Origin of the sequence: Croceifilum oryzae, assembly GCF_030814315.1 — a bacterium.
In the GTDB taxonomy this organism is placed as follows: Bacteria; Bacillota; Bacilli; order Thermoactinomycetales; family Thermoactinomycetaceae; genus Baia; species Baia oryzae.
Genome location: NZ_JAUSUV010000015.1, coordinates 38,846 through 61,986 on the forward strand (window position 1 = coordinate 38,846; position 23,141 = coordinate 61,986).

21 protein-coding genes, 1 pseudogene and 1 riboswitch are annotated in these 23,141 nt (G+C 41.2%); of the genes and pseudogenes, 20 read left to right on the forward strand and 2 right to left on the reverse strand.

All coding sequences use genetic code 11. The features are described from left to right. Positions 1-96 precede the first annotated feature (96 nt). From dxs to J2Z48_RS14090, 15 genes are all read left to right on the forward strand, one after another. Positions 97-1,983: a 1-deoxy-D-xylulose-5-phosphate synthase gene (dxs, locus tag J2Z48_RS14020; protein WP_307254529.1), complete on the forward strand. Its 1,887-nt coding sequence runs from the start codon at positions 97-99 to the stop codon at positions 1,981-1,983. Between the two features lie 11 nt (positions 1,984-1,994). Next, on the forward strand, positions 1,995-2,801 hold the full coding sequence (locus J2Z48_RS14025) for a TlyA family RNA methyltransferase (protein ID WP_307254531.1): 807 nt from the start codon (positions 1,995-1,997) through the stop codon (positions 2,799-2,801). 57 nt (positions 2,802-2,858) lie between these two features. Then, positions 2,859-3,392: a hypothetical protein gene (locus J2Z48_RS14030; protein WP_307254533.1), complete on the forward strand. Its 534-nt coding sequence runs from the start codon at positions 2,859-2,861 to the stop codon at positions 3,390-3,392. Between the two features lie 18 nt (positions 3,393-3,410). After that, on the forward strand, positions 3,411-4,271 hold the full coding sequence (locus J2Z48_RS14035; RefSeq protein ID WP_307254536.1) for an NAD(+)/NADH kinase: 861 nt from the start codon (positions 3,411-3,413) through the stop codon (positions 4,269-4,271). Between the two features lie 18 nt (positions 4,272-4,289). Next, positions 4,290-4,736, forward strand: coding sequence for a transcriptional regulator AhrC/ArgR (gene ahrC / locus J2Z48_RS14040; protein ID WP_307254538.1), 447 nt, complete (start codon positions 4,290-4,292; stop codon positions 4,734-4,736). A 12-nt stretch (positions 4,737-4,748) separates the two neighbouring features. Then, positions 4,749-6,446: a DNA repair protein RecN gene (recN, locus tag J2Z48_RS14045; RefSeq protein WP_307254539.1), complete on the forward strand. Its 1,698-nt coding sequence runs from the start codon at positions 4,749-4,751 to the stop codon at positions 6,444-6,446. A 174-nt stretch (positions 6,447-6,620) separates the two neighbouring features. Next, positions 6,621-7,907 (forward strand): SpoIVB peptidase, encoded by a 1,287-nt coding sequence (gene spoIVB / locus J2Z48_RS14050; protein WP_307254541.1) that lies wholly within the window; start codon positions 6,621-6,623, stop codon positions 7,905-7,907. An 86-nt stretch (positions 7,908-7,993) separates the two neighbouring features. Further along, positions 7,994-8,779, forward strand: coding sequence for a sporulation transcription factor Spo0A (gene spo0A / locus J2Z48_RS14055; RefSeq protein WP_307254542.1), 786 nt, complete (start codon positions 7,994-7,996; stop codon positions 8,777-8,779). Between the two features lie 154 nt (positions 8,780-8,933). Continuing rightward, positions 8,934-9,338 carry a GNAT family N-acetyltransferase gene (locus J2Z48_RS14060; RefSeq protein WP_307254543.1) on the forward strand — a complete coding sequence of 135 codons (405 nt, stop codon included), beginning with the start codon at positions 8,934-8,936 and terminating at the stop codon, positions 9,336-9,338. Positions 9,339-9,424: 86 nt separating this feature from the next. Then, a riboswitch (TPP riboswitch) is annotated at positions 9,425-9,537 on the forward strand. A gap of 164 nt (positions 9,538-9,701) precedes the next feature. After that, positions 9,702-11,447: a phosphomethylpyrimidine synthase ThiC gene (thiC, locus tag J2Z48_RS14065; protein WP_370872935.1), complete on the forward strand. Its 1,746-nt coding sequence runs from the start codon at positions 9,702-9,704 to the stop codon at positions 11,445-11,447. 20 nt (positions 11,448-11,467) lie between these two features. Further along, entirely contained in the window at positions 11,468-12,067 is a 600-nt protein-coding gene (locus tag J2Z48_RS14070) for a thiamine phosphate synthase (protein WP_307254545.1), read from the forward strand. Next, a complete protein-coding gene (gene thiO / locus J2Z48_RS14075; RefSeq protein WP_307254547.1) occupies positions 12,060-13,178 on the forward strand; it encodes a glycine oxidase ThiO in 1,119 nt (372 codons plus the stop codon). The genes J2Z48_RS14070 and thiO overlap by 8 nt, the downstream gene beginning before the upstream one ends. After that, positions 13,162-13,362 (forward strand): sulfur carrier protein ThiS, encoded by a 201-nt coding sequence (gene thiS, locus J2Z48_RS14080; protein WP_307254548.1) that lies wholly within the window; start codon positions 13,162-13,164, stop codon positions 13,360-13,362. Before thiO ends, thiS begins: the two co-directional genes overlap by 17 nt. Before the next feature lies 1 nt (position 13,363). Further along, complete coding sequence (locus J2Z48_RS14085; protein ID WP_307254551.1) at positions 13,364-14,128, forward strand: thiazole synthase; 765 nt, start codon at positions 13,364-13,366, stop codon at positions 14,126-14,128. Further along, positions 14,128-15,156, forward strand: coding sequence for a ThiF family adenylyltransferase (locus tag J2Z48_RS14090; protein ID WP_307254576.1), 1,029 nt, complete (start codon positions 14,128-14,130; stop codon positions 15,154-15,156). The genes J2Z48_RS14085 and J2Z48_RS14090 overlap by 1 nt, the downstream gene beginning before the upstream one ends. Positions 15,157-15,393: 237 nt before the next feature. Here J2Z48_RS14090 and J2Z48_RS14095 read toward each other — a convergent pair. Then, positions 15,394-15,741: pseudogene (locus J2Z48_RS14095) on the reverse strand (manganese catalase family protein); the annotation flags it as partial. Between the two features lie 71 nt (positions 15,742-15,812). Here J2Z48_RS14095 and J2Z48_RS14100 point away from each other — a divergent pair. Together J2Z48_RS14100 and J2Z48_RS14105 are read left to right on the forward strand one after the other, a co-directional pair. After that, entirely contained in the window at positions 15,813-17,300 is a 1,488-nt protein-coding gene (locus J2Z48_RS14100; protein ID WP_307254553.1) for a recombinase family protein, read from the forward strand. 137 nt (positions 17,301-17,437) lie between these two features. Beyond that, the gene (locus J2Z48_RS14105; RefSeq protein ID WP_307254555.1) at positions 17,438-17,902 is read left to right on the forward strand and encodes a hypothetical protein; all 465 of its coding nucleotides are present in this window, start codon (positions 17,438-17,440) and stop codon (positions 17,900-17,902) included. A gap of 971 nt (positions 17,903-18,873) precedes the next feature. Here J2Z48_RS14105 and J2Z48_RS14110 read toward each other — a convergent pair. After that, positions 18,874-19,746: a replication/maintenance protein RepL gene (locus J2Z48_RS14110; protein WP_307254557.1), complete on the reverse strand. Its 873-nt coding sequence runs from the start codon at positions 19,744-19,746 to the stop codon at positions 18,874-18,876. Between the two features lie 201 nt (positions 19,747-19,947). On the opposite strand from J2Z48_RS14110, the gene J2Z48_RS14115 reads away from it, so the two are divergent. The 3 genes from J2Z48_RS14115 to J2Z48_RS14125 all read left to right on the forward strand — a co-directional run bounded on the left by J2Z48_RS14115 (position 19,948) and on the right by J2Z48_RS14125 (position 22,679). Beyond that, positions 19,948-20,511 (forward strand): tyrosine-type recombinase/integrase, encoded by a 564-nt coding sequence (locus tag J2Z48_RS14115; RefSeq protein WP_307254558.1) that lies wholly within the window; start codon positions 19,948-19,950, stop codon positions 20,509-20,511. Positions 20,512-20,970: 459 nt separating this feature from the next. Next, complete coding sequence (locus J2Z48_RS14120) at positions 20,971-22,167, forward strand: ABC-three component system protein (RefSeq protein ID WP_307254559.1); 1,197 nt, start codon at positions 20,971-20,973, stop codon at positions 22,165-22,167. A 26-nt stretch (positions 22,168-22,193) separates the two neighbouring features. Further along, positions 22,194-22,679, forward strand: coding sequence for a three component ABC system middle component (locus tag J2Z48_RS14125; protein ID WP_307254561.1), 486 nt, complete (start codon positions 22,194-22,196; stop codon positions 22,677-22,679). Positions 22,680-23,141: the final 462 nt, after the last annotated feature.

The following is a 23,141-nucleotide window of genomic DNA, read 5'->3' on the forward strand; positions in this document are numbered from 1 at the left end:
CCGGCGTTTTTCTGATATGATCATCTCAACCAATAAAAATCAATTTAAACATGCTACACTTTGTGTATAAAGAAACTAGAAAGAGAGGCGATCGCGATGCTCTTGGAGCAGATGCAATCACCAGACGACCTAAAAAAACTACCCGTAGAAGAATTACCTAAGTTAGCGGAAGAGATTCGTCAGTTTTTAATTGAAAGTTTATCAAAAACCGGTGGACATCTTGCCTCTAACCTAGGTGTAGTAGAGCTGACCATTGCTCTACACTATTTATTTGATAGCCCGAAGGACAAGTTTTTATGGGATGTGGGTCACCAAGCCTATGTTCACAAATTATTGACAGGACGAATGGATCTTTTCCCAACGCTTCGTCAATACAAAGGCTTATGCGGCTTTCCTAAGATGAGCGAAAGTGAACATGATGTATGGGAAACGGGACACAGTAGTACATCGTTGTCAGGTGCGATGGGGATGGCGGCTGCACGTGATTTAAAAGGTGAAGATAATAAAGTGGTTGCCATCATCGGGGACGGAGCTTTGACCGGCGGTATGGCTCTCGAGGCGCTTAATCATATTGGGGAAGAGAAAAAAGACCTCATTGTGGTGCTAAATGATAATGAAATGTCAATTAGTCCGAATGTGGGGGCGCTTCATAATTATTTAGGACGTTTACGTACCAACAAAACGTACTCGAAAACCAAGCATGATGTGGAAGCACTGATTAAAAAAATCCCTTCTGTGGGTACTCCATTTGCCCATCTAATTGAACGTGTCAAAGATAGTTTGAAATTCTTAGTTGTAGATGGAGTTTTATTTGAAACGTTGGGCTTTACGTATCTAGGTCCGATCGATGGTCATAATTTAACGGACCTAATGGAGTGTCTACGTCAAGCGGCGCATACTAAAGGTCCTGTACTAGTACACATCGTGACTCGTAAAGGGAATGGATATCAGCCTGCGGAAGCTGATCAAGTAAACTACCACGGGGTAGGAACCTATAAGATTGAATCAGGAGCATTTGCCAAGAAATCAGGTGGACCAGTAGCCTATCCAGCTGTTTTTGGCGAGACGATGATCGAACTAGCGGAGAAGAATCCGAAAATCGTAGCGATTTCTCCAGCTATGTTAACAGGATCGAAGCTGGAGAAGTTCCAGCAACGGTTCCCGGATCGCACATTTGATGTCGGGATTGCTGAGCAACATGCAGGTACTTTTGCAGCGGGTATCGCTACACAGGGGATCGTCCCAGTCTTTTCGATCTATTCGACATTTTTACAACGTGCGTATGATCAAGTCGTTCATGATATTTGTCGGCAAAACCTGCACGTCGTGTTTGCGATTGACCGTGCTGGATTTGTGGGAGAAGATGGCGAGACTCATCAAGGGATCTATGATATTGGCTTTATGCGTTCCCAACCAAACATGGTTATGATGATGCCAAAAGATGAAAATGAGCTGAGACATATGCTCTATACAGCTACCGAATATGGAAAAGGACCGATTGCGGTTCGCTATTCGAAAGCAAACGGTACTGGGGTGCAGATGGACGAAGAGTTTAAGCTCATTCCAATCGGAAAGTCAGAAATCGTGCAAGATGGAGAAGACGTAGCCTTAGTAGCGTTTGGATCAATGGTTCAACCAGCTATTCAGACAGCAGAATTACTTCAAAAGCAGGGAATTAGTGCGAAAGTGGTTAATGCGCGATTCGTGAAGCCATTGGATGAAGAAATGCTCTTATCTCTTTATCAAGATAACCTGCCGATCGTTACGCTTGAAGAAGGGGCTTTGCAAGGTGGCTTTGGGAGTGCAGTGTTAGAGTTTTTTGCTCAAAATGAGATTTATGATGCAAAGGTAAAGTTACTTGCGATTCCAGACTACTTTGTGGAACATGGAAGTATGGCTCAGCAGATGGAGGAAGTAGGACTAACGCCTCCTCAAATAGCTGATCAAGTAACTCGATTTGTAAAGAAAAAACAGGAAGCATAAGAGGATACGCAGTGAAAGAACGAATTGATGTGTTACTCGTACAACAAGGCTTTTATGAAAGTCGTCAGCAAGCCCAACGTGCCATTATGGCTGGGCTTGTCTTGGTTGAACAAGAGCGAATCGACAAACCTGGGACAAAAGTGCCAGTAGATAAGACGATTACAATTAAGGGACAAGTTTCTCCTTATGTGAGCAGAGGTGGATTGAAACTAGAGAAAGCGTTGCACGTTTTTCCTACCTCTGTTCAAGATCAAGTCGTGTTGGATATCGGCGCTTCCACGGGTGGATTTACAGATTGTGCTCTACAGAATGGTGCGAAACAGGTGTATGCGATCGATGTGGGATATGGACAGCTGGCTTGGAAGATTCGTGAAGATGCCCGAGTGATCGTCATGGAACGGACCAATTTTCGATATTTAGAAAAAAAGCAACTGACAGGTGAGCTGCCTACCTATGCTACGATTGATGTATCATTTATCTCTCTTTCTCATATTTTGCCCGTTTTAGGACAGCTTTTGCCAGTCGGTGGTCAAACGATCGCTTTAGTGAAGCCACAATTCGAAGCTGGGAAAGAGCAGATTGGGAAAAAGGGGATTGTAAAAGATCCCAAGATTCATGAGCAGGTATTGTTGAAATTTGTGTTTACAGCTAACTCCAATGGTTTTTCTGTAAAAGGAATTTCGGGTTCTCCTATCACAGGTGGCGAAGGAAATATTGAATTTATCAGCTTACTTGAAAAGCAAGAGACACCTGTTCAAGAAGATTGGACAGCCTCGATTTCAAAAATCGTTCAGGAAGTACATCAACGTTTTTCCTAAAAATAAAGAGGTTTCTTTTTCATGACTCCGAATTAGTAGGGGAAGGAGGAGGTGCGTATGACACGTTCCGGAGATCCGATCGTCTTATTCCTATTAGTTGGAGTCATCTTCTACATTTTCCTAAGAAAATGGTTTTCGTTTGCTTCGATGAAAGACTGGATTTTCAATACTCGTCCTGATCCTGAACCGCTCAGGGGTGATATCCCTGCGATCTTACAGGAGTATGGATATGAGGCATATGCGGAAAAACAGAAGATCCCCCTCCAAATTAAGGTGGGAGAAGAAAGCTTTGATAGTCGGATGTTTATCGATGTATTTGCTACAGATGAGTACGGCAACCGCTATGCCGTTATCACTTCAAGGCGAAGAAGACCGCTAAAAAAAGTGGGAGCATCCCTGCGAGATTCTTTTTTTGCTTCTTACTTGTTAGCGAAACCGATGGGTTTGCTTTATGTGGATATAGAGGCACGTAGTGTGAAGGAAATTACGTTTCAATATGAATTTCCTTCACATAAACGGTCCCCTTTTCCGTGGAGCTACATCGTTGTATTTATATTAGGAATGCTTGTAGCATGGTCGATAACCAAATAGAGAAATGGGGTAGGAGTTGTGAAGCGAATCGGCATTATGATGAATGCCAGCAAGCCACATGCTTTGCAGGTTGCGAAGGAATTAATGCAACTCCTCTGCGAAAAAAATGCGTTTGTGTTATTAGAGCAGGATTTAGCAAGTGTGTTGGGACGAGATGATTGTGGCATTCCGCTGAAAGATTTTCCCAGTCGTGTGGAAATCGTATTTGTTCTAGGGGGAGATGGCACACTTTTAGGAGTGGGTCGTGAGTTAGCTGGGGCGAAGTTGCCAATACTAGGGATAAATACGGGAAACTTAGGCTTTTTGTCTGAGGCGGAGCCAGATAATCTAGGAAGTGCTGTAGATCGAGTCTTAAATAATGATTTTTGTATTGAAGAACGGATGATGATTGACGCAGAATGCATTCGGAATGGGGAAATTGTTCACCGAGGAACTGCCTTTAATGATGTTGGAATTGCTAAAGGTTCATTTGGGAGAATCGTGAACTGCTCTGTTAGTATGGATGGAATGTTCTTAGGTAGTTACTCAGGGGATGGAATTATTGTCTCAACTCCTACTGGCTCTACAGCGTACTCATTATCTTGTGGTGGTCCGATTGTATGGCCCGGATTTCAAGCAATCTTATTAACCCCGATCTGCCCACACACCCTTACTTCTCGTCCGATGGTGTTACCAGCAGAGAGTGAATTAGAAGTAAGAGTCTCCGCTGCGCATCATGAGATGGGGATGACCATTGATGGACAAATTGGCTTTGAGATCCATGAGGGTGACTTAATTCGGATTAGAAGATCTCAAAATCAAACCTATTTAGTAAAGTGGAGAGAACGCTCTTTCTTTGAAGTAGTACGTAAAAAGCTTCATGGCGATGAGAAGGGTTAACTACAGGAGGTAACAACTGTGAAGGCGCAAAGGCACATAAAGATCCGGGATATTATCACTCACTGTGACATCGAAACACAGGACGAGCTGGTGGAAGAATTAAAAAAAGCTGGTTATAATGTAACTCAAGCAACCGTATCTCGTGATATTAAAGAATTACATCTAGTGAAAGTTCCCACCAATAGTGGTACGTATAAATATTCTCTTCCTTTGGATAATCGCTTTAATCCCAACCAAAAATTGAAGAGAATGCTACAGGAAACATTTGTCGGGATCGATCATGCAGAAAATTTAATTGTCATGAAGACCTTACCAGGAAACGCTCAGGCTATTGGAGCTTTGATGGATAATTTAGAATGGGATGAGGTTATTGGCACCATTGCAGGTGATGATACCATCATGTTGATTATACGCAATAAAGAACTAGTACCCGTTATTGTTCAACGATTTTTAGACATGCTGTAGGAGACGATGAAAATGATTCGGCAGTTATCAATTCGTCACTTTGCCATCATCGAAGAATTACATATTGATTTCTCTCATGGCTTTCATGCGTTGACAGGGGAGACAGGCGCTGGAAAGTCCATCTTAATCGATGCTCTTGGGCTAGTGATGGGGGGGCGGGCTTCTGCTGATTTCGTCCGTCATGGAAAAGAAAAAGCCGAGATTGAAGCCGTATTTGACTGTGAACCGAGTGAGCAACTTTCTGCCCTGTTTGAAGAGCAAGGCTTAGAGTTAGAAGAGGGCAGTTTATGGATTCGCCGAGAAATGATGGCGAATGGAAAAAGTAGTTGCAGGGTGAACGGCAGATTGGTAACGTTGGGGACCTTAAAACAAATTGGCTCTCATCTGATCGATATTCACGGTCAGCACGAATACCAAAAATTAAATCAGATCGATATGCACCTTGAGTGGATTGACCAATATGGAGGCAATGAGCTTCTTACCACACGAACAGAGTACCAAGAAAATTATGAAAAATATATTCAAATAGAGCGCAAATTGGCAAAGTTAAATCAAGATGAACGAGAATGGGTACAGCGCATTGACCTTTTAGAGTACCAATTACGAGAGATACAAGATACTCAGCTCATTTTAGGTGAAGATGATGAACTAGAGACCGAGTGTCGAAAGCTAGCCAATACGGAGAAATTAATGACTCATGTAAGTCGTTCCTATCGCTGTTTATACGGGGAGCAACGAGGATTGGATTTCCTGTACCAAGCATCATCAGAGCTTGCTAGTGTGGCGGATATTGATCCTAAGCTCCAAGTGTTGCATGAGCAATTGCTTAGTGTGACGGACCAGTTGGATGAAATGATCCGAGAGATGAGCCATTATCAAGACGTGTTAGATTTCGACCCGAAGCGGTTAGCAGAAGCCCAAGAGCGAGCTCACCATATTGGGCAACTAAAGCGTAAATATGGTGAAACGATTCCTGATATCTTTACTTATCAGGAAATGATTTCATCGGAGCTATCAGAACTATTGAACCGTGACGAGTACAGAGATGATTTGGAGAAAAATCGAGATGAGTATAAGGAGAAATTACTTGTACTCGCTTCGCACATCACACAGCTTCGAAAGAAGGCTGCTGGTAAGTTAGAAGTAGAAATGGAACGTGAATTGGGAGATCTGCACATGAGATCGACCTTATTCCGTGTTCATTTTAACGAGGATGAAAATTCGCAAACACGACTTACTGGTACAGGACAGGATGTAGTCGAATTTCAAATCGCTCCCAACCTTGGAGAACCACTTCGTCCATTAGCAAAAATCGCTTCGGGCGGTGAAATGTCTCGAATTATGCTAGCTCTTACCTGTATCTTTGCCGATGTGTCACAAGTTGATACGCTGATTTTTGATGAAGTGGATACAGGAGTAAGCGGGCGAGCTGCTCAAGCGATCGCAGAAAAAATTGCCTACATAGCAAGACGTTGCCAAGTGTTATGTGTAACGCACCTACCTCAAGTAGCTTGTATGGCTGATCATCATTATGGTATCTCCAAACAGAGCTCAGAGACTTCTACACGGACAAAAATCAATCGTTTAGATCATTCAGATCGGGTTTTAGAGCTGGCGAGAATGTTAGGCGGAGTAGAGGTTACAGATAAAACCAAAGATCACGCCATGGAGATGATTCGTTTGGCGAATGTGGTAAAAGAGAAGATTTGAAGTGTGTCGGTTAGTTTACCAAAAACTGGGCGCTCCCAAACTAGGCGGTTTTGATTCAATGGAAGCTTTTGAGTAACATAAACACCATTTGTTGAGGTTACTTTAAACGTATGGTACAAGATGTAATTGCTTGGGCTGGTGGTTTGGTGGGAAGCTCAGGAGAGTGATTCATACGTGCGTAAAGACAGACAACGAATCAAATTTTGGGGTGTTCTCCTGGCGCTTCTTTTCATAATAGGAAGTACATCTTCTCTTTTTCAACAGTATTTCTCCTTCCCTCGAAATCATAACTTGATGCAAGGAAGGGAGGATCTTGTATTCCTGTCGATTTCGATCACAGATGCAGTAAGTCCTGCTACTCCAAATGTACTACAAAGGGGTCAGGAACACTCTGTGCAAACAATGGCAGGTCTCCAGAATGCGGATTCGAAGGAGCAACCAAAGCTACAGGTGATCCCTGGAGGGCAATCAATCGGAGTAAAGCTACAATCGTCGGGCATCTTGGTTGTCGGGCATCACTTGGTTTCAACGAAAGACGGTGACAAATCTCCTGGTGAGCAAGCAGACATTCATGTAGGAGACTACTTAGTTGAAATGAATGGTCAACAAGTGAGAAGTACGCAAGATGTAGCCAAGATTGTCAAAGATGCAGGAAATACAACGAAGTCGCTCCGAATTGTGCTTAGAAGGGATGACAAGCAGTACAAAGTAGTCCTTCCACTAGCTCTTGATGAGAAGGATCAACAGTACCGAATGGGCTTATTCATTCGTGATTCTGCTGCGGGTGTAGGAACGCTTACGTTTTATGATCCGCAAAAGAAAGTGTATGGTGCACTTGGCCATGTCATTTCTGATTTGGATACAGGACAGCCGATTCAAGTTGGAGATGGAAAAATCGTTCACTCCAATGTGACTTCGATTCAAAAGGGTGCTTCTGGTAAGCCTGGAGAAAAGAGAGCGATCTTTTTTAACGAAGACCAGGTGCTCGGAAACATAAAAAGAAATACGCCTTTTGGCATCTTTGGGAGTATGGGTGAGAAGCTTCATAATCAAGGTGATGCGATTCCAGTCGGTTTCTCCGATGAAGTAAAGGAAGGTCCTGCGAAGATCTATACTGTTGTAGAAGGACAGAAGGTGGAGGAATTTGATATTCAAATTACTCATGCCATGAAACAGAAATTTGCTGCTACCAAAGGACTTATCATTAAAGTGACGGATCCTCGTCTCCTTGCCAAAACGGGGGGTATTGTCCAAGGGATGAGTGGAAGTCCGATTATCCAAGGCGGAAAATTAGTGGGGGCTGTTACTCACGTCTTTGTAAATGATCCAAGCTCTGGATATGGAACTTATATCGAATGGATGTTAAAAGATGCAGGGGCGTTAGAAAATCAATCAGCGGAAACCTTAACAGGTAACCGCTTTTTGTTTCGTGATCAAAAAATGGAAAAGTTAGGGAATTAAATATAAATAGAAGGAATGATTTGGTAAGTTGTCGAAAATGTACTCTATCCAGTTCTCGGGACAGGACCAATGAGGGGAGAAAGTTTATGAATCAAATACGAGTTGTATTAGCAGATGATAATCGAGAATTTACTGAGCTTGTAAAAGAGCATCTATCTTCACAACCTGATTTGGAAGTGGTTGGGGTAGCTTATAATGGCGGAGAGGTCATTGAAATTTTAAAAAAAGAAGTACCGGATGTATTAGTGCTGGATATTATCATGCCTCACTTGGATGGATTAGGCGTATTAGAACAAATCCAAGAATTACAACTTCAACCGATGCCAAAGATTATTATGTTAACTGCATTTGGACAAGAAGAAGTTACGCAGAGGGCTGTTTCGTTGGGAGCGTCTTACTATATCTTGAAGCCATTTGATATGGATGTACTTACCGAGCGGATCAGGCAAATGAAAGGGGTAAGCAGTGTGATCAGACCGCGTACGAATGCGATGACTACTTCGCTTGCATCCCGTCCAAATCACCTTGATGCCAGTATCACAAGTGTTATCCACGAAATTGGCGTACCAGCTCATATCAAAGGATATCTCTATTTACGAGAAGCGATTACGATGGTATACAATGAAGTAGACCTTCTAGGGGCGATTACGAAAACCTTATATCCTCGAATTGCGGAGAAATTTAAAACGACCCCAAGCCGGGTAGAACGCGCTATTCGTCACGCGATTGAAGTAGCTTGGAGCAGAGGAAACATGGATTCAATTCGGACTCTGTTTGGTTATACGATCAATGTAAGCAAAGCAAAACCGACTAATAGCGAATTTATCGCCATGGTTGCGGATAAATTACGAATTGAACATAAAGTTGGATAGGTAGAAGGTGAGTTTCTCGTCCAATTTAAAAACACACTTGAGCCCAAAGTGATTGGTTCAAGTGTGTTTCTATTTGAAAAAATATTATTTTGTTAATTATTTTTTATATGTTATATTTACGTATCTCATTATATCTCATAAGGTGTGATAGCGAATGATTTATACGAGTGAGAAGCATGAGCGTGATTTTATTGAAAAAAGGCTTGATGAATATAATCATTTGCATGTTCCTATTACAGCATCTCCTATTGGATTTCACATCAAGGATTCTATTGGAAGTGTGATAGGAGGGATTAACGGGATTATTTACTGGAAGAAACGTTGTTTGTTTATTACTGTGTTTTGGATTGATGAGAAAGATAGAGGGCTTGGATGGGGTTCAAGATTATTACGTCATATGGAGGACGAAGCACGAGAAAAGGGTTGCCAAATGGCTCATCTAGACACTTTTGACTTTCAAGCGAAAGATTTTTACCTGAAATATGGATATGAGATTTTTGGAATTTTAGATTATCCAGATCAGCATACACGTTATTATTTAAAAAAATGGCTTACGTAAGATATGAATACATAGTATAAATAAATTCATAAATTAAATGTATTGCTAACCGAAAAAGAGTATGATACATTCAAAATAACAACTTTATACGATCAAATGGGAGCCTGGAGATAGCCAAGCTGAGAGGGTGGAGTACTCTGCCACCGACCAATAACCTGATCTGGATAATGCCAGCGTAGGGATGGATAAAGGATTCGCTTTTTATTTTTAGCGGAACTTTTCTGATCTTGTAGACTTCTAATACTCGAAATTAGAAAGTCGTGCGCTACTGGCGTACGACTTTTTTTATGCCTATTGAATTGGAATCCTAGGCCCTAGCTTGCGTATAAGAGTTGATTTGGCTTGATGAGAGGAGAAATGGACGTGAACGCATACCCATTTCCAGCTAGCAAGAAAGTTTATATGCAAGGATCCCGATCAGATCTTCGTGTTCCAATGCGCCAAATCGCACTTTCACCTACTAACGATTGGCGCGGTGAAACGGAGAATGAGCCTGTTGAAGTTTATGATACGAGCGGTCCTTATACGGATCCGGAAGTAATCATTGATATTAATAAAGGCTTATTCCCATTGCGACGTAATTGGATTTTAGAACGTGAGGATGTCGAAGAGTACGAAGGACGAGAGATACAACCGATCGACAACGGTTATCGTTCTGAAGAAAAAGTGAATCAAGCTATTTTTCCCTCTAACCATATTAAGCCATTACGTGCTCGAGCAGGCCAAAATGTAACGCAGATGCATTATGCCAGACAAGGAATCATTACGCCTGAAATGGAGTTTATCGCGATACGTGAAAAAATAAGTCCTGAGTTTGTACGCGAAGAAGTGGCGGCTGGACGAGCTATTATTCCGGCTAATATCAATCATCCTGAGCTAGAGCCCATGATTATCGGCAAAAACTTCCACGTTAAGATTAATGCCAATATTGGGAACTCAGCAGTTAGCTCCTCCATTGAAGAAGAAGTGGAGAAAATGACATGGGCCACTCACTGGGGAGCAGATACCATTATGGATCTTTCTACCGGTAAAAACATCCATACCACTCGCGAATGGATCATCCGAAATTCGCCTGTACCTGTAGGAACAGTTCCTATCTATCAAGCGCTGGAGAAAGTAAACGGAAAACCAGAAGACCTCACTTGGGAAGTTTATCGGGATACATTGATTGAACAAGCAGAGCAAGGAGTGGATTATTTCACCATTCATGCTGGAGTAAAAATTGCTTATATTCCACTCACTGCGAAGCGAGTAACAGGGATCGTTTCCCGTGGTGGTTCGATCATGGCAGCGTGGTGCTTGGCTCATCATCGGGAGAGCTTCCTCTATACACATTTCCGTGAAATCTGCGAAATTCTAAAAGAGTACGATATTTCGATTTCACTTGGAGACGGATTGCGCCCTGGTTCTATCGCAGACGCGAATGACGAAGCCCAATTTGCCGAACTCGATACACTTGGCGAACTAACAAAAATTGCTTGGGAATACGATGTGCAAGTGCTCATTGAAGGTCCAGGGCATGTTCCGATGCATAAGATCAAGGAAAATGTAGATATACAGCAGGAAGTTTGTCAGGAAGCGCCATTTTATACACTTGGACCTCTTACGACCGATATCGCTCCTGGCTATGATCATATTACTTCCGCGATCGGTGCTGCGATGATTGGATGGTTTGGGACAGCAATGCTTTGCTACGTAACACCGAAAGAACATTTGGGGCTTCCTAATAAAAACGATGTAAAAGAAGGGGTCATCGCTTATAAAATCGCGGCTCATGCTGCCGATCTTGCGAAAGGACATCCTGGCGCACAAGTAAGAGATGATGCTTTATCTAAGGCTCGATTTGAGTTTCGTTGGGTAGATCAATTTAATCTTTCATTAGACCCAGAGCGAGCTCATCAATTTCACGATGAAACACTACCTGCTGAACCAGCGAAAACGGCTCATTTCTGTTCGATGTGTGGTCCGAAGTTTTGTAGCATGAGGATTACACAAGACATTCGGCAGTATGCAGAGCAGAAAGGCCTCAGCTTAGAGGATGCGATGCAAGAAGGGATGAAAGAGAAGGCAGAAGATTTTCAAGAGAGTGGCGGCAAAATTTACAGTTAACAAGGTTAGGAGTGATCGGGATGAGGCTGCATTTGATTACACCTGAGAACAGTTCATTTCAAACTTTGCTAACAACGATACCGCTGTTACAACAAGATTTTGATATGCTTCATCTGCGTCTCCACTATTTTTCTGATCAGAAACTACTTTCACTTGTCAAAGAGCTGCGAAATCAATCCTTTCCGGACTCCAAGCTACTTCTGCATGATCGTCCGCATCTGGTTGCAGAGCTTGGACTCTCTCATGTACAAATTGGATTTCGAAGTCCCCGATTTGAAGTGGTGAAGAAGCGTTATCCTTTTTTGAAAATAGGTGTCTCTGTTCATTCGCTTAGGGAAATGGAGCAGGCAAAAGAAGCAGATTTCTTCATGCTGGGTCACATTTATCAAACTGCCTCTAAGCCAAATAAACAACCACTCGGCGAAAAAGAAGCGGAACAAATCATTGAAACTATCAATCAACCCGTCATCGCGATTGGTGGGATACAGCCTGCTCATATCACACCTTTACATCAGATTGGCTTCCACGGAGTTGCAGTGATGGGTGGAGTTCTAAATATGGACAAGCCTGTGGAAGCACTCGCTTCTTATAATCGAGCAAGGAGGGAACTGAATGTATGATGTGATTATCGTGGGTGGTGGGGTCATCGGAGCTTCGATTGCGTACCATCTGTCTTCATTTCAGAAACGAATCCTTGTGATCGAACGAGATAAAATCGGTTCCCATGCTTCATCCGCAGCCGCAGGCATGCTAGGTGCACAAGTGGAGTTGAAGCCTGATAATCCGCTGTTTCATCTAGCAAGAGCGAGTCAACATCGTTTTGGGGATTTGGTCGGGCAATTAGAGAATGAGACCCATGAAAAGCTTCATTTAAACCAAAATGGCATATTGCGCCTTGCTCGTACAGAAGAAGAGCTGATGGAGTTAGCTGAACTACATCAAGCGCAGTCTGCAATCGGACTTTCAAGCCAGTTTCTCACCTATGATCAAATTTGTGATCGGGTACGTGGTGTCTCTCCGGCGGTTAGAGGGGGAGTCCATGTTTCAGATGGACAACTAGAAGCATCTCGCCTTGCGCCATCATTAATGAAAGCAGCAGTGGAGCGAGGGGTTGATGTTTATGAAGATACAACCGTTCTATCGCTAGAAATTCATCAACATGAGATTCGGGGTGTCCATACGACGAATGGGAAGTATTTCGCGGAAACAGTTGTACTAGCAGGGGGAGCTTGGACGAATGATCTATTACCTGAGGATTATCACGTTCCACTCTATCCTGTAAAAGGAGATGCCTTTTCTCTGCGACTCCCTGGAACGGATCTTACGCATACCCTTTACACTAGCGATTGCTACATCGTTCCTAAATCAGGAAATCGTTTGTTAGTAGGTGCAACAGAATCCCCTTATGAGTGGGAGCCTATTGTAAAGATGGAGGGGTTATTTCAACTCTTTCTAAAAGCGGCTAAGATGTATCCAGCTGTTCTGGATGGAGAGCTTGAGAGGACTTGGTCAGGAATTCGGCCGCAAACAAAAGATGGACTTCCTTATTTAGGTTTAGACCCAGACCTCTCTGGACTCATTTATGCAACCGGACACTATCGAAATGGAATTTTACTCAGTGCCATTACGGGTGAAATCGTAACCGAACTCATTGTGCATGGAAAGAGTTCATTTGACTTACAACCATTTGCACCAGAGAGATGGAGGAAGAAATATGCTATATCTGAATGACTCTTTACGGGAATTTACTCCTATGCCAGAAACAATTGAACAGCTTCTTATCCAGCTCAGCCTAGAAAAAAAGCGACTCATCATTGAACATAATGGCACGGTTATTTTACCTGATCAATATGATGCTACTTTGCTTACAGATCGAGATCGAATTGAAATTATTCATTTTGTGGGAGGTGGCTAACATGCTACAAATTGGACCTTATTCCTTTCAATCACGTTTATTACTAGGTACGGGTAAATTTCCCGATGCCCAAACACAAAACCAAGCGATTGAGATATCCGAATCGGAAATTTTAACCTTTGCTGTTCGTAAGTTACCTTTAGATAATCCAGATATGCCTAACTTCTTGGAATCCATTGATTTAGAGAACTTTCACTTGCTTCCTAATACAGCTGGAGCCAAAACAGCCGAGGAAGCGGTACGGATCGCTAGATTGGCTTATCAATCAGGTTTATGCCATATGATCAAAGTAGAAGTAATTGGTGATGATCGTACCCTGTTGCCCGACCCAATTGAAACCCTACGAGCCTGCGAACAATTGTTGGAGGATGGAATGATTGTGCTGCCATATACTTCAGATGATGTGGTTCTAGCTCGCAGACTTCAAGAACTTGGTGTACATGCCATCATGCCCGCAGGAAGCCCGATTGGATCTGGGATGGGGCTACTTAATCCACTTCATCTGTCCTTCATCATCGAACAAGCTACCGTTCCTGTCATCATTGATGCGGGGATTGGAAGTCCAGCAGATGCTACTTTAGCGATGGAACTCGGTGCGGACGGAGTGTTATTAAATACAGCCGTATCAGGTGCACAAGATCCTGTCAAAATGGCACTTGCGATGAAATATGCAGTCATGTCTGGGAGACTTGGCTATGAAGCTGGCAGGATTCCTAAGCGTCCCTATGCAACAGCAAGCAGCCCTGAGAGTGGCGTCCCTGTATGATAACCGAAAGGTATTCGAGGCAGGAGCGGTTCGGACCAATCGGTATTCAGGGACAAGCCATATTGAAAAAAAAGCATGTTCTCATCATCGGGATGGGGGCATTAGGAAGCTCTCTTTCTGAGATGCTTACTCGTTCAGGGATTGGGACGATTACGATTGTGGATCGGGACTACGTGGACCTAAGCAATTTACAACGCCAAACGTTGTATACAGAACAGGATGTAAGAGAAACGTTACCCAAAGTGATTGCTGCTAAAAATCGTTTGGAGCAGATCAATTCAGAAGTGACGATTCATGCTCAAGTTAGCGATGTTACAGCTGATAATATCTTCTCCTTTGTGGAGCAAGTGGATCTTATCTTCGATGCGACTGATAACTTCGAAACCCGCTTTTTAATCAATGATATATCGCAAAAGCATCACATTCCATGGATTTATGGAGCTTGTGTTGGGAGTTATGGGGTTACGTACAGCATTTTACCTACAATCACCCCTTGTTTACGGTGCCTGTTAGGGGACGAGCCAATCTCAAGTGAAACATGTGATACAGCGGGTATTATCGCCCCAGCAGTACAGGTGGTTGTATCCGAGCAAGTCACAGAAGCATTTAAAATATTACTCGACCAGACCGAACATTTACGCCAAAAGCTTTATTCTTTCGATGTATGGAAGAACGAAGTCTCCTCGATAGGAGTCAGGCATCTGAAGAAGGAAGATTGTCCATCATGTGGCCCAGATGCAACCTATCCAACTCTTCAAACAGACGATGGAGCGAAGATAACGGTTCTCTGCGGGAGGGATACCGTTCAAATCCGCACACGCCCTCATCAAGAATTTGATCTTACTCGCTTACAGCAATTGCTTAAGAAAGAAACAAAGCATATGCACGCTAATGATTACTTGCTGACTTTTAAATTAAATCCATACCGTTTTGTCGTATTCCGAGATGGTCGCGTGCTCATTCACGGTACCCATGATAAAGAAGTAGCAAAAGATTTATATCATAAATATATTGCGATTTATAACTAAAAAACAAAGAAGGACAGCCTTATGAGGAGGTTGTTCCTTCTTTGTTTAATAGATGTAACTGCCCAACAGGGCTCTTTAAGTTTGGGGATGTTGATATAAATTTGCATAATTGTAATCCAATATCTTTACGACGAGCTACTATGGAAATGGACCTATCTCGTCCGAAATCGATAATCGGTAGGGAGATCTAGTAAAGAGCTTCAGGATTAACAATAGGTGGATGAGGTAGAACTATGCCTAAAAAATTTTCTTTTTCCCTCGCTCATCTTTCAGGATATCAACCGCTTCTCGAAAGCGTTGAGAGTGGACGATTTCCCTCTCTCTTAAAAACTTCAGGGAGTCATTTAAATCAGGATCATCTGATTGATCGATAATCCACTGATAAGTCGCCCGTGCCTTCTCCTCCGCAGCGATATCCTCATACAAATCAGCAATCGGATCGCCCTTTGCTTGTATATAGGCTGCTGTAAAGGGAACGCCAGCAGAATTATTGTAAAATAGGGCACTGTCATGGGCTACATAATGTGCATCAAGACCTGCGGCTTTTAACTGCTCCGGAGTAGCATCTTTTGTGAGCTTATAAACAGTTTATTTTACGCAATCATTTTGTTATAATTATCTTGCAATTAAACTATTAAGCAACAAGGAGTTAGAGCATGGAAGCAAAGAAAACAGTTGCCGTATATGTCCGTAAGTCTAGAGAAGAAGAAACCGAAGACACTTTGCAACGACAACAGTCTGTTCTCATTGATTTATGCGAACGTAACCATTGGAACTACGATGTTTATAAAGAGGTCGGAAGTTCTCAAGAACTCGATCGACCAGAACTCCAAAAGATGATTTCAAGAATCAAACTCTTTCATTATGATGCTGTTGTTTCCGCCGATCAAGACCGTTTAAGTCGTAGTGTGGGTCATTTAGATCAAATCAAGCAAACTCTAGTGAATGCAGGCTGTTTATTTGTTACCCCTTCGAGAGTTTACGATTTTAGAAAAGACGATGATGATTTCATTTCCGATATTCAAAGTGTCCTTTCTAAGCAAGAGTACCAAAAAATCAAAGCTCGTCTGATTAGAGGTTCTAGGCAATCAGCCCGTGACGGTAACTGGCTGGGGAAAAAATCCCCGATTGGATACAAATACAATCGAGATACCAAGCGTCTAGAAATCTCAGAAGATGCCCCTGTTGTTAGGGAGATGTTTAACTTGTACATAGCTGGACTCTCCACTAAGGATATAGCGTATAAGTTCACACAAGAAGCAGTCAAAACTACCATGAATATGCTTTGGTCTTCTGCTAGTGTGTCAAGATTGCTTTCGAATGTTGCGTATGTTGGACACTCTCTATATGGTAAGACAATCCAAAAGACCGTCGATGGAAAGCGTACCGTAACATATGCAGATAAATCCGAGCAGATCCTAGTTGAGAATACGCACGAACCTATTGTATCTCAAGATCTATTCGACCAAGTTCAACAGCTAAAAAAAGATCGCAATAGTAGGCCACCAGCATTGAAACTAGGAAAACACAAATTTAGTGGACTGATCCGTTGCGGTCTATGTGGAGCCATTCATTCCTTCCAAGGGAGTAGATACGGGGGCAAGCGGATTTCATCTTGTCAAACGAGGACATATAGTAGTGGAGATGATTACACCGTTTGTAAAAATAGTGGAGCAAAACTTTCCGAGTTTGAAGAACTATTCTACACCTATTTCTCTCAACATGTAAAACAGCTAGAACAGTACGTTGATCTGATAAGAGAGCATGGTTCGAGCGATGTACCAGATTACACCCAAGAGCTAGAATCGAAGCAAAAACAGATTACAAAGTTGAACAACGATATTAAACGAATCCAACAAGGGTTCATGATGGAGATTTTCACACAGGGTGAGGCGAGGGAGCAAATTCACCAAGTAAAACAGCAGATCAAGACATTAGAGGGACAAGTTGACGAACTCAAAGAGCAAGGGAATATCACAGAGCTGGATAGAGTGGAATTGACACTTGCGACAATGCGTCGATTCCTTACACATGGAGACAAGTTTCCTGAACGTGAAGTGAACACGATTTTAAGGGAATTAGTTGAAGTTATCGTCTATACGAAGATGGGCAAAGAATTTGATATCAAAATTGTTATGAAGTGATGTCAGAGTGAAGGCGTGATTGTAGAGCAGTCACGCTTTTAAAACACAAGGAGCTAATGAAAAGGGTAAAGACTGACCAAATCATCTAGAGACAAGGTGTCGTAGGGCAGTGTTCAAAGAAAGGAAGACATTAATTAATGAAGACGAATAAATTAGAAGTTAAATGGATGAAGAGCGAGCATTGTACGGAAAAACATTTAAATATTGTGGTAGATGGGATTCCTTTAGATGTATTGCTTCACCAACTTTATCCTACAGATTATCTAAACGGTCTCATTCCAACAATCTTAGAATGGGTGGATAATCAAGAAGAAATGGAATTCGTTAAGGGAAGATATACTTCAACTAACAAAGAGGAAATACTGCCAATTTTAATGTGTCCAGATGACTGTGACTTATGGTGTACAGTAGTTGTTGCAAAAGTTATTAAAGAAGGCGATTATGTAACGTGGGACCAAATTGGCATTGATCGAAGTGTCAGAGAAGATTTGATATTGGGTTATGAATGTATAGGTTCCAAAGTTCAATGGCTGGAAAAAGTACCACGAATGTTTTTTAATAAAGCAGAGTATGACTGTCAACTCAACAAAATTTACTCCTAAGCATTTTTTTCGTTTTCTGGACATAAGAAGTAGGTCTCCTAGTGTGGAGCTTCGCTGTGATAATCACGAAAACATATCAGAAGGTATATTTTAGTCATCTTGGTTTTAATCAGGTTAAGCAGTACTACTAAGCAAGTATGTAAACAATGAACGGAAGCACCGTAGATCTATCGTACATCTTAACCGAACTGATCTAGACGGTAATTGATATCCATCGTATACATATACATATGCTTACTAAAAGTAAGTTTTCACATTCACTCCCTTAGAGATATGGAAGGCGCTCTCCAAACTCAAGGGGGGTAGTTTTGATGTCGAATATGTTTGGTAAGGACGTTAAACTGACTCCCCAAAGTTGAGTACATTGAATCGACCTACTATCGCAGGCAAGTCGATACATCCACAGTTGGATATGCCAGATAAGAAGAGATATGAACGGTAATGAACGGATTCTTTCATCTAGCATCCATATCGCTCTTTTTATCTGAACATTAAGTAGTGGACCTATGCTGTTTCATTCAACTAATAAGATTAAGTGTATAACCCAATATTAACGATATTGTTCTTTGACATCGTAATCTTGTAGGTCTTGTTATTTATTATTTGTTAGTAAGTTAGTCCATGTCAGGTTTGCTTTACATGGTTTTTTAGATTCGATATGAAGCCTTAAACAAGAGATGAAGTGATTACCGTCGCCTAAAAGACAGGCTCCGGTTATATTTGGTTGTCTAGTTCCATGTTGATGTGAAAAATGATTAGCAATATATTCACTTAGTCATTGCAACACCGAATAGGTTTGCAGGCGATAGCCTAGTACTTAATGTTCTTATAGGTAGTGGACGTAACCTTAATAGTAATAGAAGATAAAGAGTCTTTTTCTCCACCAAAACCCCATAGGTCAATGATACCAAGGGATATAGGCATTTTGAATGGTGCAGTTATTTTCCGCAAGATAGGGGGTTTTGGTGCAATTATTTTCCGCTAGTTACATCAGATAGCTTAACGTCTAACTCTTGAGATTCCTTGAGTTGCTGATGATAGAATTGTTTTCGGACAACATCCGTATATTCATCCTCGACATCCTTCCGAAACATGATGTCGGGATTGACGATAAAGGCATCCGTATTAGACGACTTCTGTATCATGACGAACCCTTTGCTCTGTAGATCTTTCATATGGGTACGAAGTGTCCTAACGTCTTCATGGATAGCCTGTGCTAGTTCTCTTTGGTTCATATGCTTAATTTCGTTAAGGTCAGCTTCATTCGGATTATGTGAGAGATAATACGTCTCATAGTGGAAATGAGGTAGTAGCTTATATAAGATTCCTGCTTGTTTAAGTGTTAGATTCCGCAACATTTTTCTTGCTGCAAGTTGATAGACCTTCGTAAACGGATCACTATGAAGTAATTTCCCTATAGAATGATAGTGCGGATTTAATGAGTAGATGTTTCGGTTTCGTTCCTTTCGCTTCAAGATAACGTTTAATCCCTCTAGTTTGTTCATGATCGTAATAGTAGATCGCTTTGACCTGCCAATCACCTCGGTAATGTCAGCAATTCGCATTACTTCCCCATCTTTAACTAACTGTCCTTTCCCATTGAATTTCGTATACGGTAGGAGATTCATGACAACTCCTAATTCATGTAACTTTAATTCCGTTGATAGCTCCTGTATGGACTGATGGAAGCAAGCAATCCAATTACGTGAACGTTGCCGATCCCTATATTCTTCTTTTTTAAGAATCGCCTTGTATGCATCGGCTTGATTGATATTCTGTAGCCTATATTCTCGCTTGGATTTCACCTCGCCTGTCTCTAAATCAACATAACTATTCTTGTCCATTCGTAATCCCCCATTCTCGTAACTCTGTACTTATGTAAGCGTCGGGAGGATAGGAAAGGGGACATTTTTATTTGTATACTTTTGTTTGAAAGCATACATTTATTTTCTTAAATCTATTGGCCTAAGCTGAATAACCCGATAAACTAGCAATGTAGAAATAAAGCATACATTTAAAAGGTTGATATTAAAGGGGTATAGCAGATGGCGAATTACTCACCGAATCAGATTCAAGATGTGCAACCAATACGAGCTTTACAGAAGATCGATGATATGAAATGGGCATTACGGAATTTTTGTAGTGAACGGGATTATACACTATTCGTCATGGGGATCAATACGGGGTTACGGTGTGGCGACTTATTGCAAATCAAGGTGTCGGATGTGCGAAAGAAGAAACGTGTCCTAGTACTTGAAGGGAAGACGAAGAAGACACGAACCATCCAGCTAGACAATATATATGACGAGATACAAGCCTATATAAAGGACGTAGATTCTAAATGGCTATTCCCTAGTCGTAAGGGGGACAAGCCTATTACGACGACACAGGCATACCGACAGCTACAGAAGGCGGCGGACATGGCAGAAGTGGAATCTATCGGCACTCATACGATGAGGAAGACGTTCGGTTACTGGTACTACAAACAGACTAAGGATGTTACCAAGTTACAGATGATCTTGAATCATTCGCACCCTTCGATTACTTTGAGGTATATTGGAATTACGAATGAAGAGATCGAAAATGATTTATTATCATTCAAGCTATAGATGAACAACAACGAAAGACGGACCCCTAATTAAAAGGAATCCGTCCTTTTTCGTTACTCCCAAAGCTCCCCTCTAGTACGTCTGCGACTAGTGGTTATTGGTTACGTAATATGTTTTTGAACTCGGGGTGATCACTAATCTATTGAATGTAACAAGAAGAAGGAGATGAAATGAACTATTTGTCCCGTAGTATATGTATCGTAATTTATAATTTAAATAGGTTTTTTCTCTCGTAGGTATTGGTTACTGTTATGTGCGGAATGTTTTCGACTGGATCAACAGTGATGGCTCATAATGCATAAAAGTAGCAACCGCAGAATTCGGCTGCGGCTACTTTTAGTCAGTTTTTATAGATAGATCGAATATATAGATTGTTTTTGAGATGGTTAATATGTACAATAGTATAAATTGATATATTTATTAGCGAATTGATAGACTAGTTTCCTATGGAGGTGCTTTATGTCACATATCCAAGAATCCTCCCAAAAGAATAGAAAACCAACTAATGCTCCCAAACATCTTTATGGGTATAATCTTCAAATTCAGAGATGTGTATGTAGATTATTGGAGAGTGATTTCGGAACAAAAGTGAGTTTAGAATTGTTAGACGATGTTGGAGTTAGATATGAGGATGGAACCATCATATATGAACAGGATAAAAGCTCATTAAGTGAGAATAATCCTGTGGCGGATCGCTCTAGAGATTTATGGAAGACTATCAGTAATTGGGTAAATGAGATTGTTAGTAGTAATATTGATTTGGATAGGACTCGATTCGAACTTTATACAAATTGCAAGAAAGGTGGAAATATAGTTGAGAAATTCTCTAATGCTACTAAGGTATGTGAAGTAAGAGAGGCTATCAGGTATGCTAAAGTGGAGCTTTTTGATAGTGAAACAGTATCATTTGAGAAAGTCTCTTCCTCGATAAAAGAATATGTAGAAAATGTTTTCAAGGCAAATAATGATGTTGTTGAGAAATTAATTCAAAACTTTACCCTGATTCGAGGAGAGGGAGAGCCTTTAGAAGAAATTGAGAAGCATATAAGTCGAATGTTTGTAAATCCAAATATAGTTAGGCATGCAACTGATAATGCTATTGGGTGGGTGACCAATAGATTTATGGAACTAATCACTCAGAATGGACCAGCTGAAATTTCATATGACGAATTCCATAAAGATTTAACAGCATATATCGAAAAAATAAAACAAGTTCCTTTATCTCGAAACACAGACGAACCCGAAAAGTTGGCTATCGAGTATGATTTAATGAATGCTAAATATGTAAGACAACTGGAATTGATTGACACAGATCAGAAAAATAAAGAGGATTCCGTTTATGATTACCTTAGGTCATCAACAGCCCGAACTATGTGGAGTGCTGAGGGATTAATCCACAGTTCAGGTATTGCTGATTTTGAAGAAGCATTGCTAAGGTATTGGGATGGTCAGAAAAACGAAATAGAGTTTATGCCATATGAACAAAATGATATTAACAAAGGAAAACTACTGTGGGGTAGGTGTTGTAAGTCACACCGAGAAAAACTCCAAGGATTGGACGTACCATCATATTTTGTTTCTGGAAGCTACCATACACTTTCAGATGAAGAAGAAATAGGCTGGCATCCTGATTACAAGGAATTGTTAAAAAAGTAAATTGATGAATAGAGAGGGATTTTTATATGGGGATCTTACAAAGAGAAACAGATATCATCCAAAATCCTGCACTCGGTTCAATTCTAATTCATAGATTCGTTTCTAGTTACAGAGAAAAATCAGAACAAGCTGTACCAATGCAATTGATTTTTTTGATTCTACCTATGTTGTACCACAAAGCAACTCTAGAGATGATAGATTCTACATATGAGTCATCTGGATTAAGATTGCTTGTTTCTAAATTTTCAAAAGAAAGGAACAAGGATTTGCTATTGTCGATTCATGATCAAACTCTACGAATGAGGGAATTGACAATGGATTCATTAAGAATCGCACTAGCATGTGATCTTGTTATGCTTAATCTCAATGATGGTAAGGTAAATATTGCAAGTCAATCACTACCAAAGAAATACGATTCTCAAGAAATGGTGAAAGCTGCTAAGAAGCTAGGATATTGGTGCGCAAGTCTTACTTTACACGAGATTTCATCCATATTGAAGGTAGGTTTTTAAGATGTTTTTTCAAATAAAAGAAGTTGTATTATGGCCGAAGAAATCAAACTTAGCCCCTCGTCGATTAAGATTTGAATTAGGTAAGGTGAACGTAATTAGTGGAGCGTCGCGTACTGGAAAGTCCGCAATTATTCCAATAATAGACTACTGTCTTGGTTCTGATAAATGCTCGATACCTGTGAAGACAATTCGTGATACGTGTGCATGGTTTGGGGTAGTAGTTAAAACAAGACATGGAGAAATACTGCTTGCTAGAAGAGAGCCTGGGCAAGATCTAAAGTGCAATGATATGATCATAATAGAAGGTAAAGAAGTGGAGGTACCTATTCATATTCCCGGATCATATCGTATTGTGAAAAGAGAACATCGGCTTAACCCCCGAAATATTGAGTGGATCTCTCTTATTCTCTGTAAATCGCAGATTTAGATATTATTCATTTAGTGTGTTATACATTCACGATC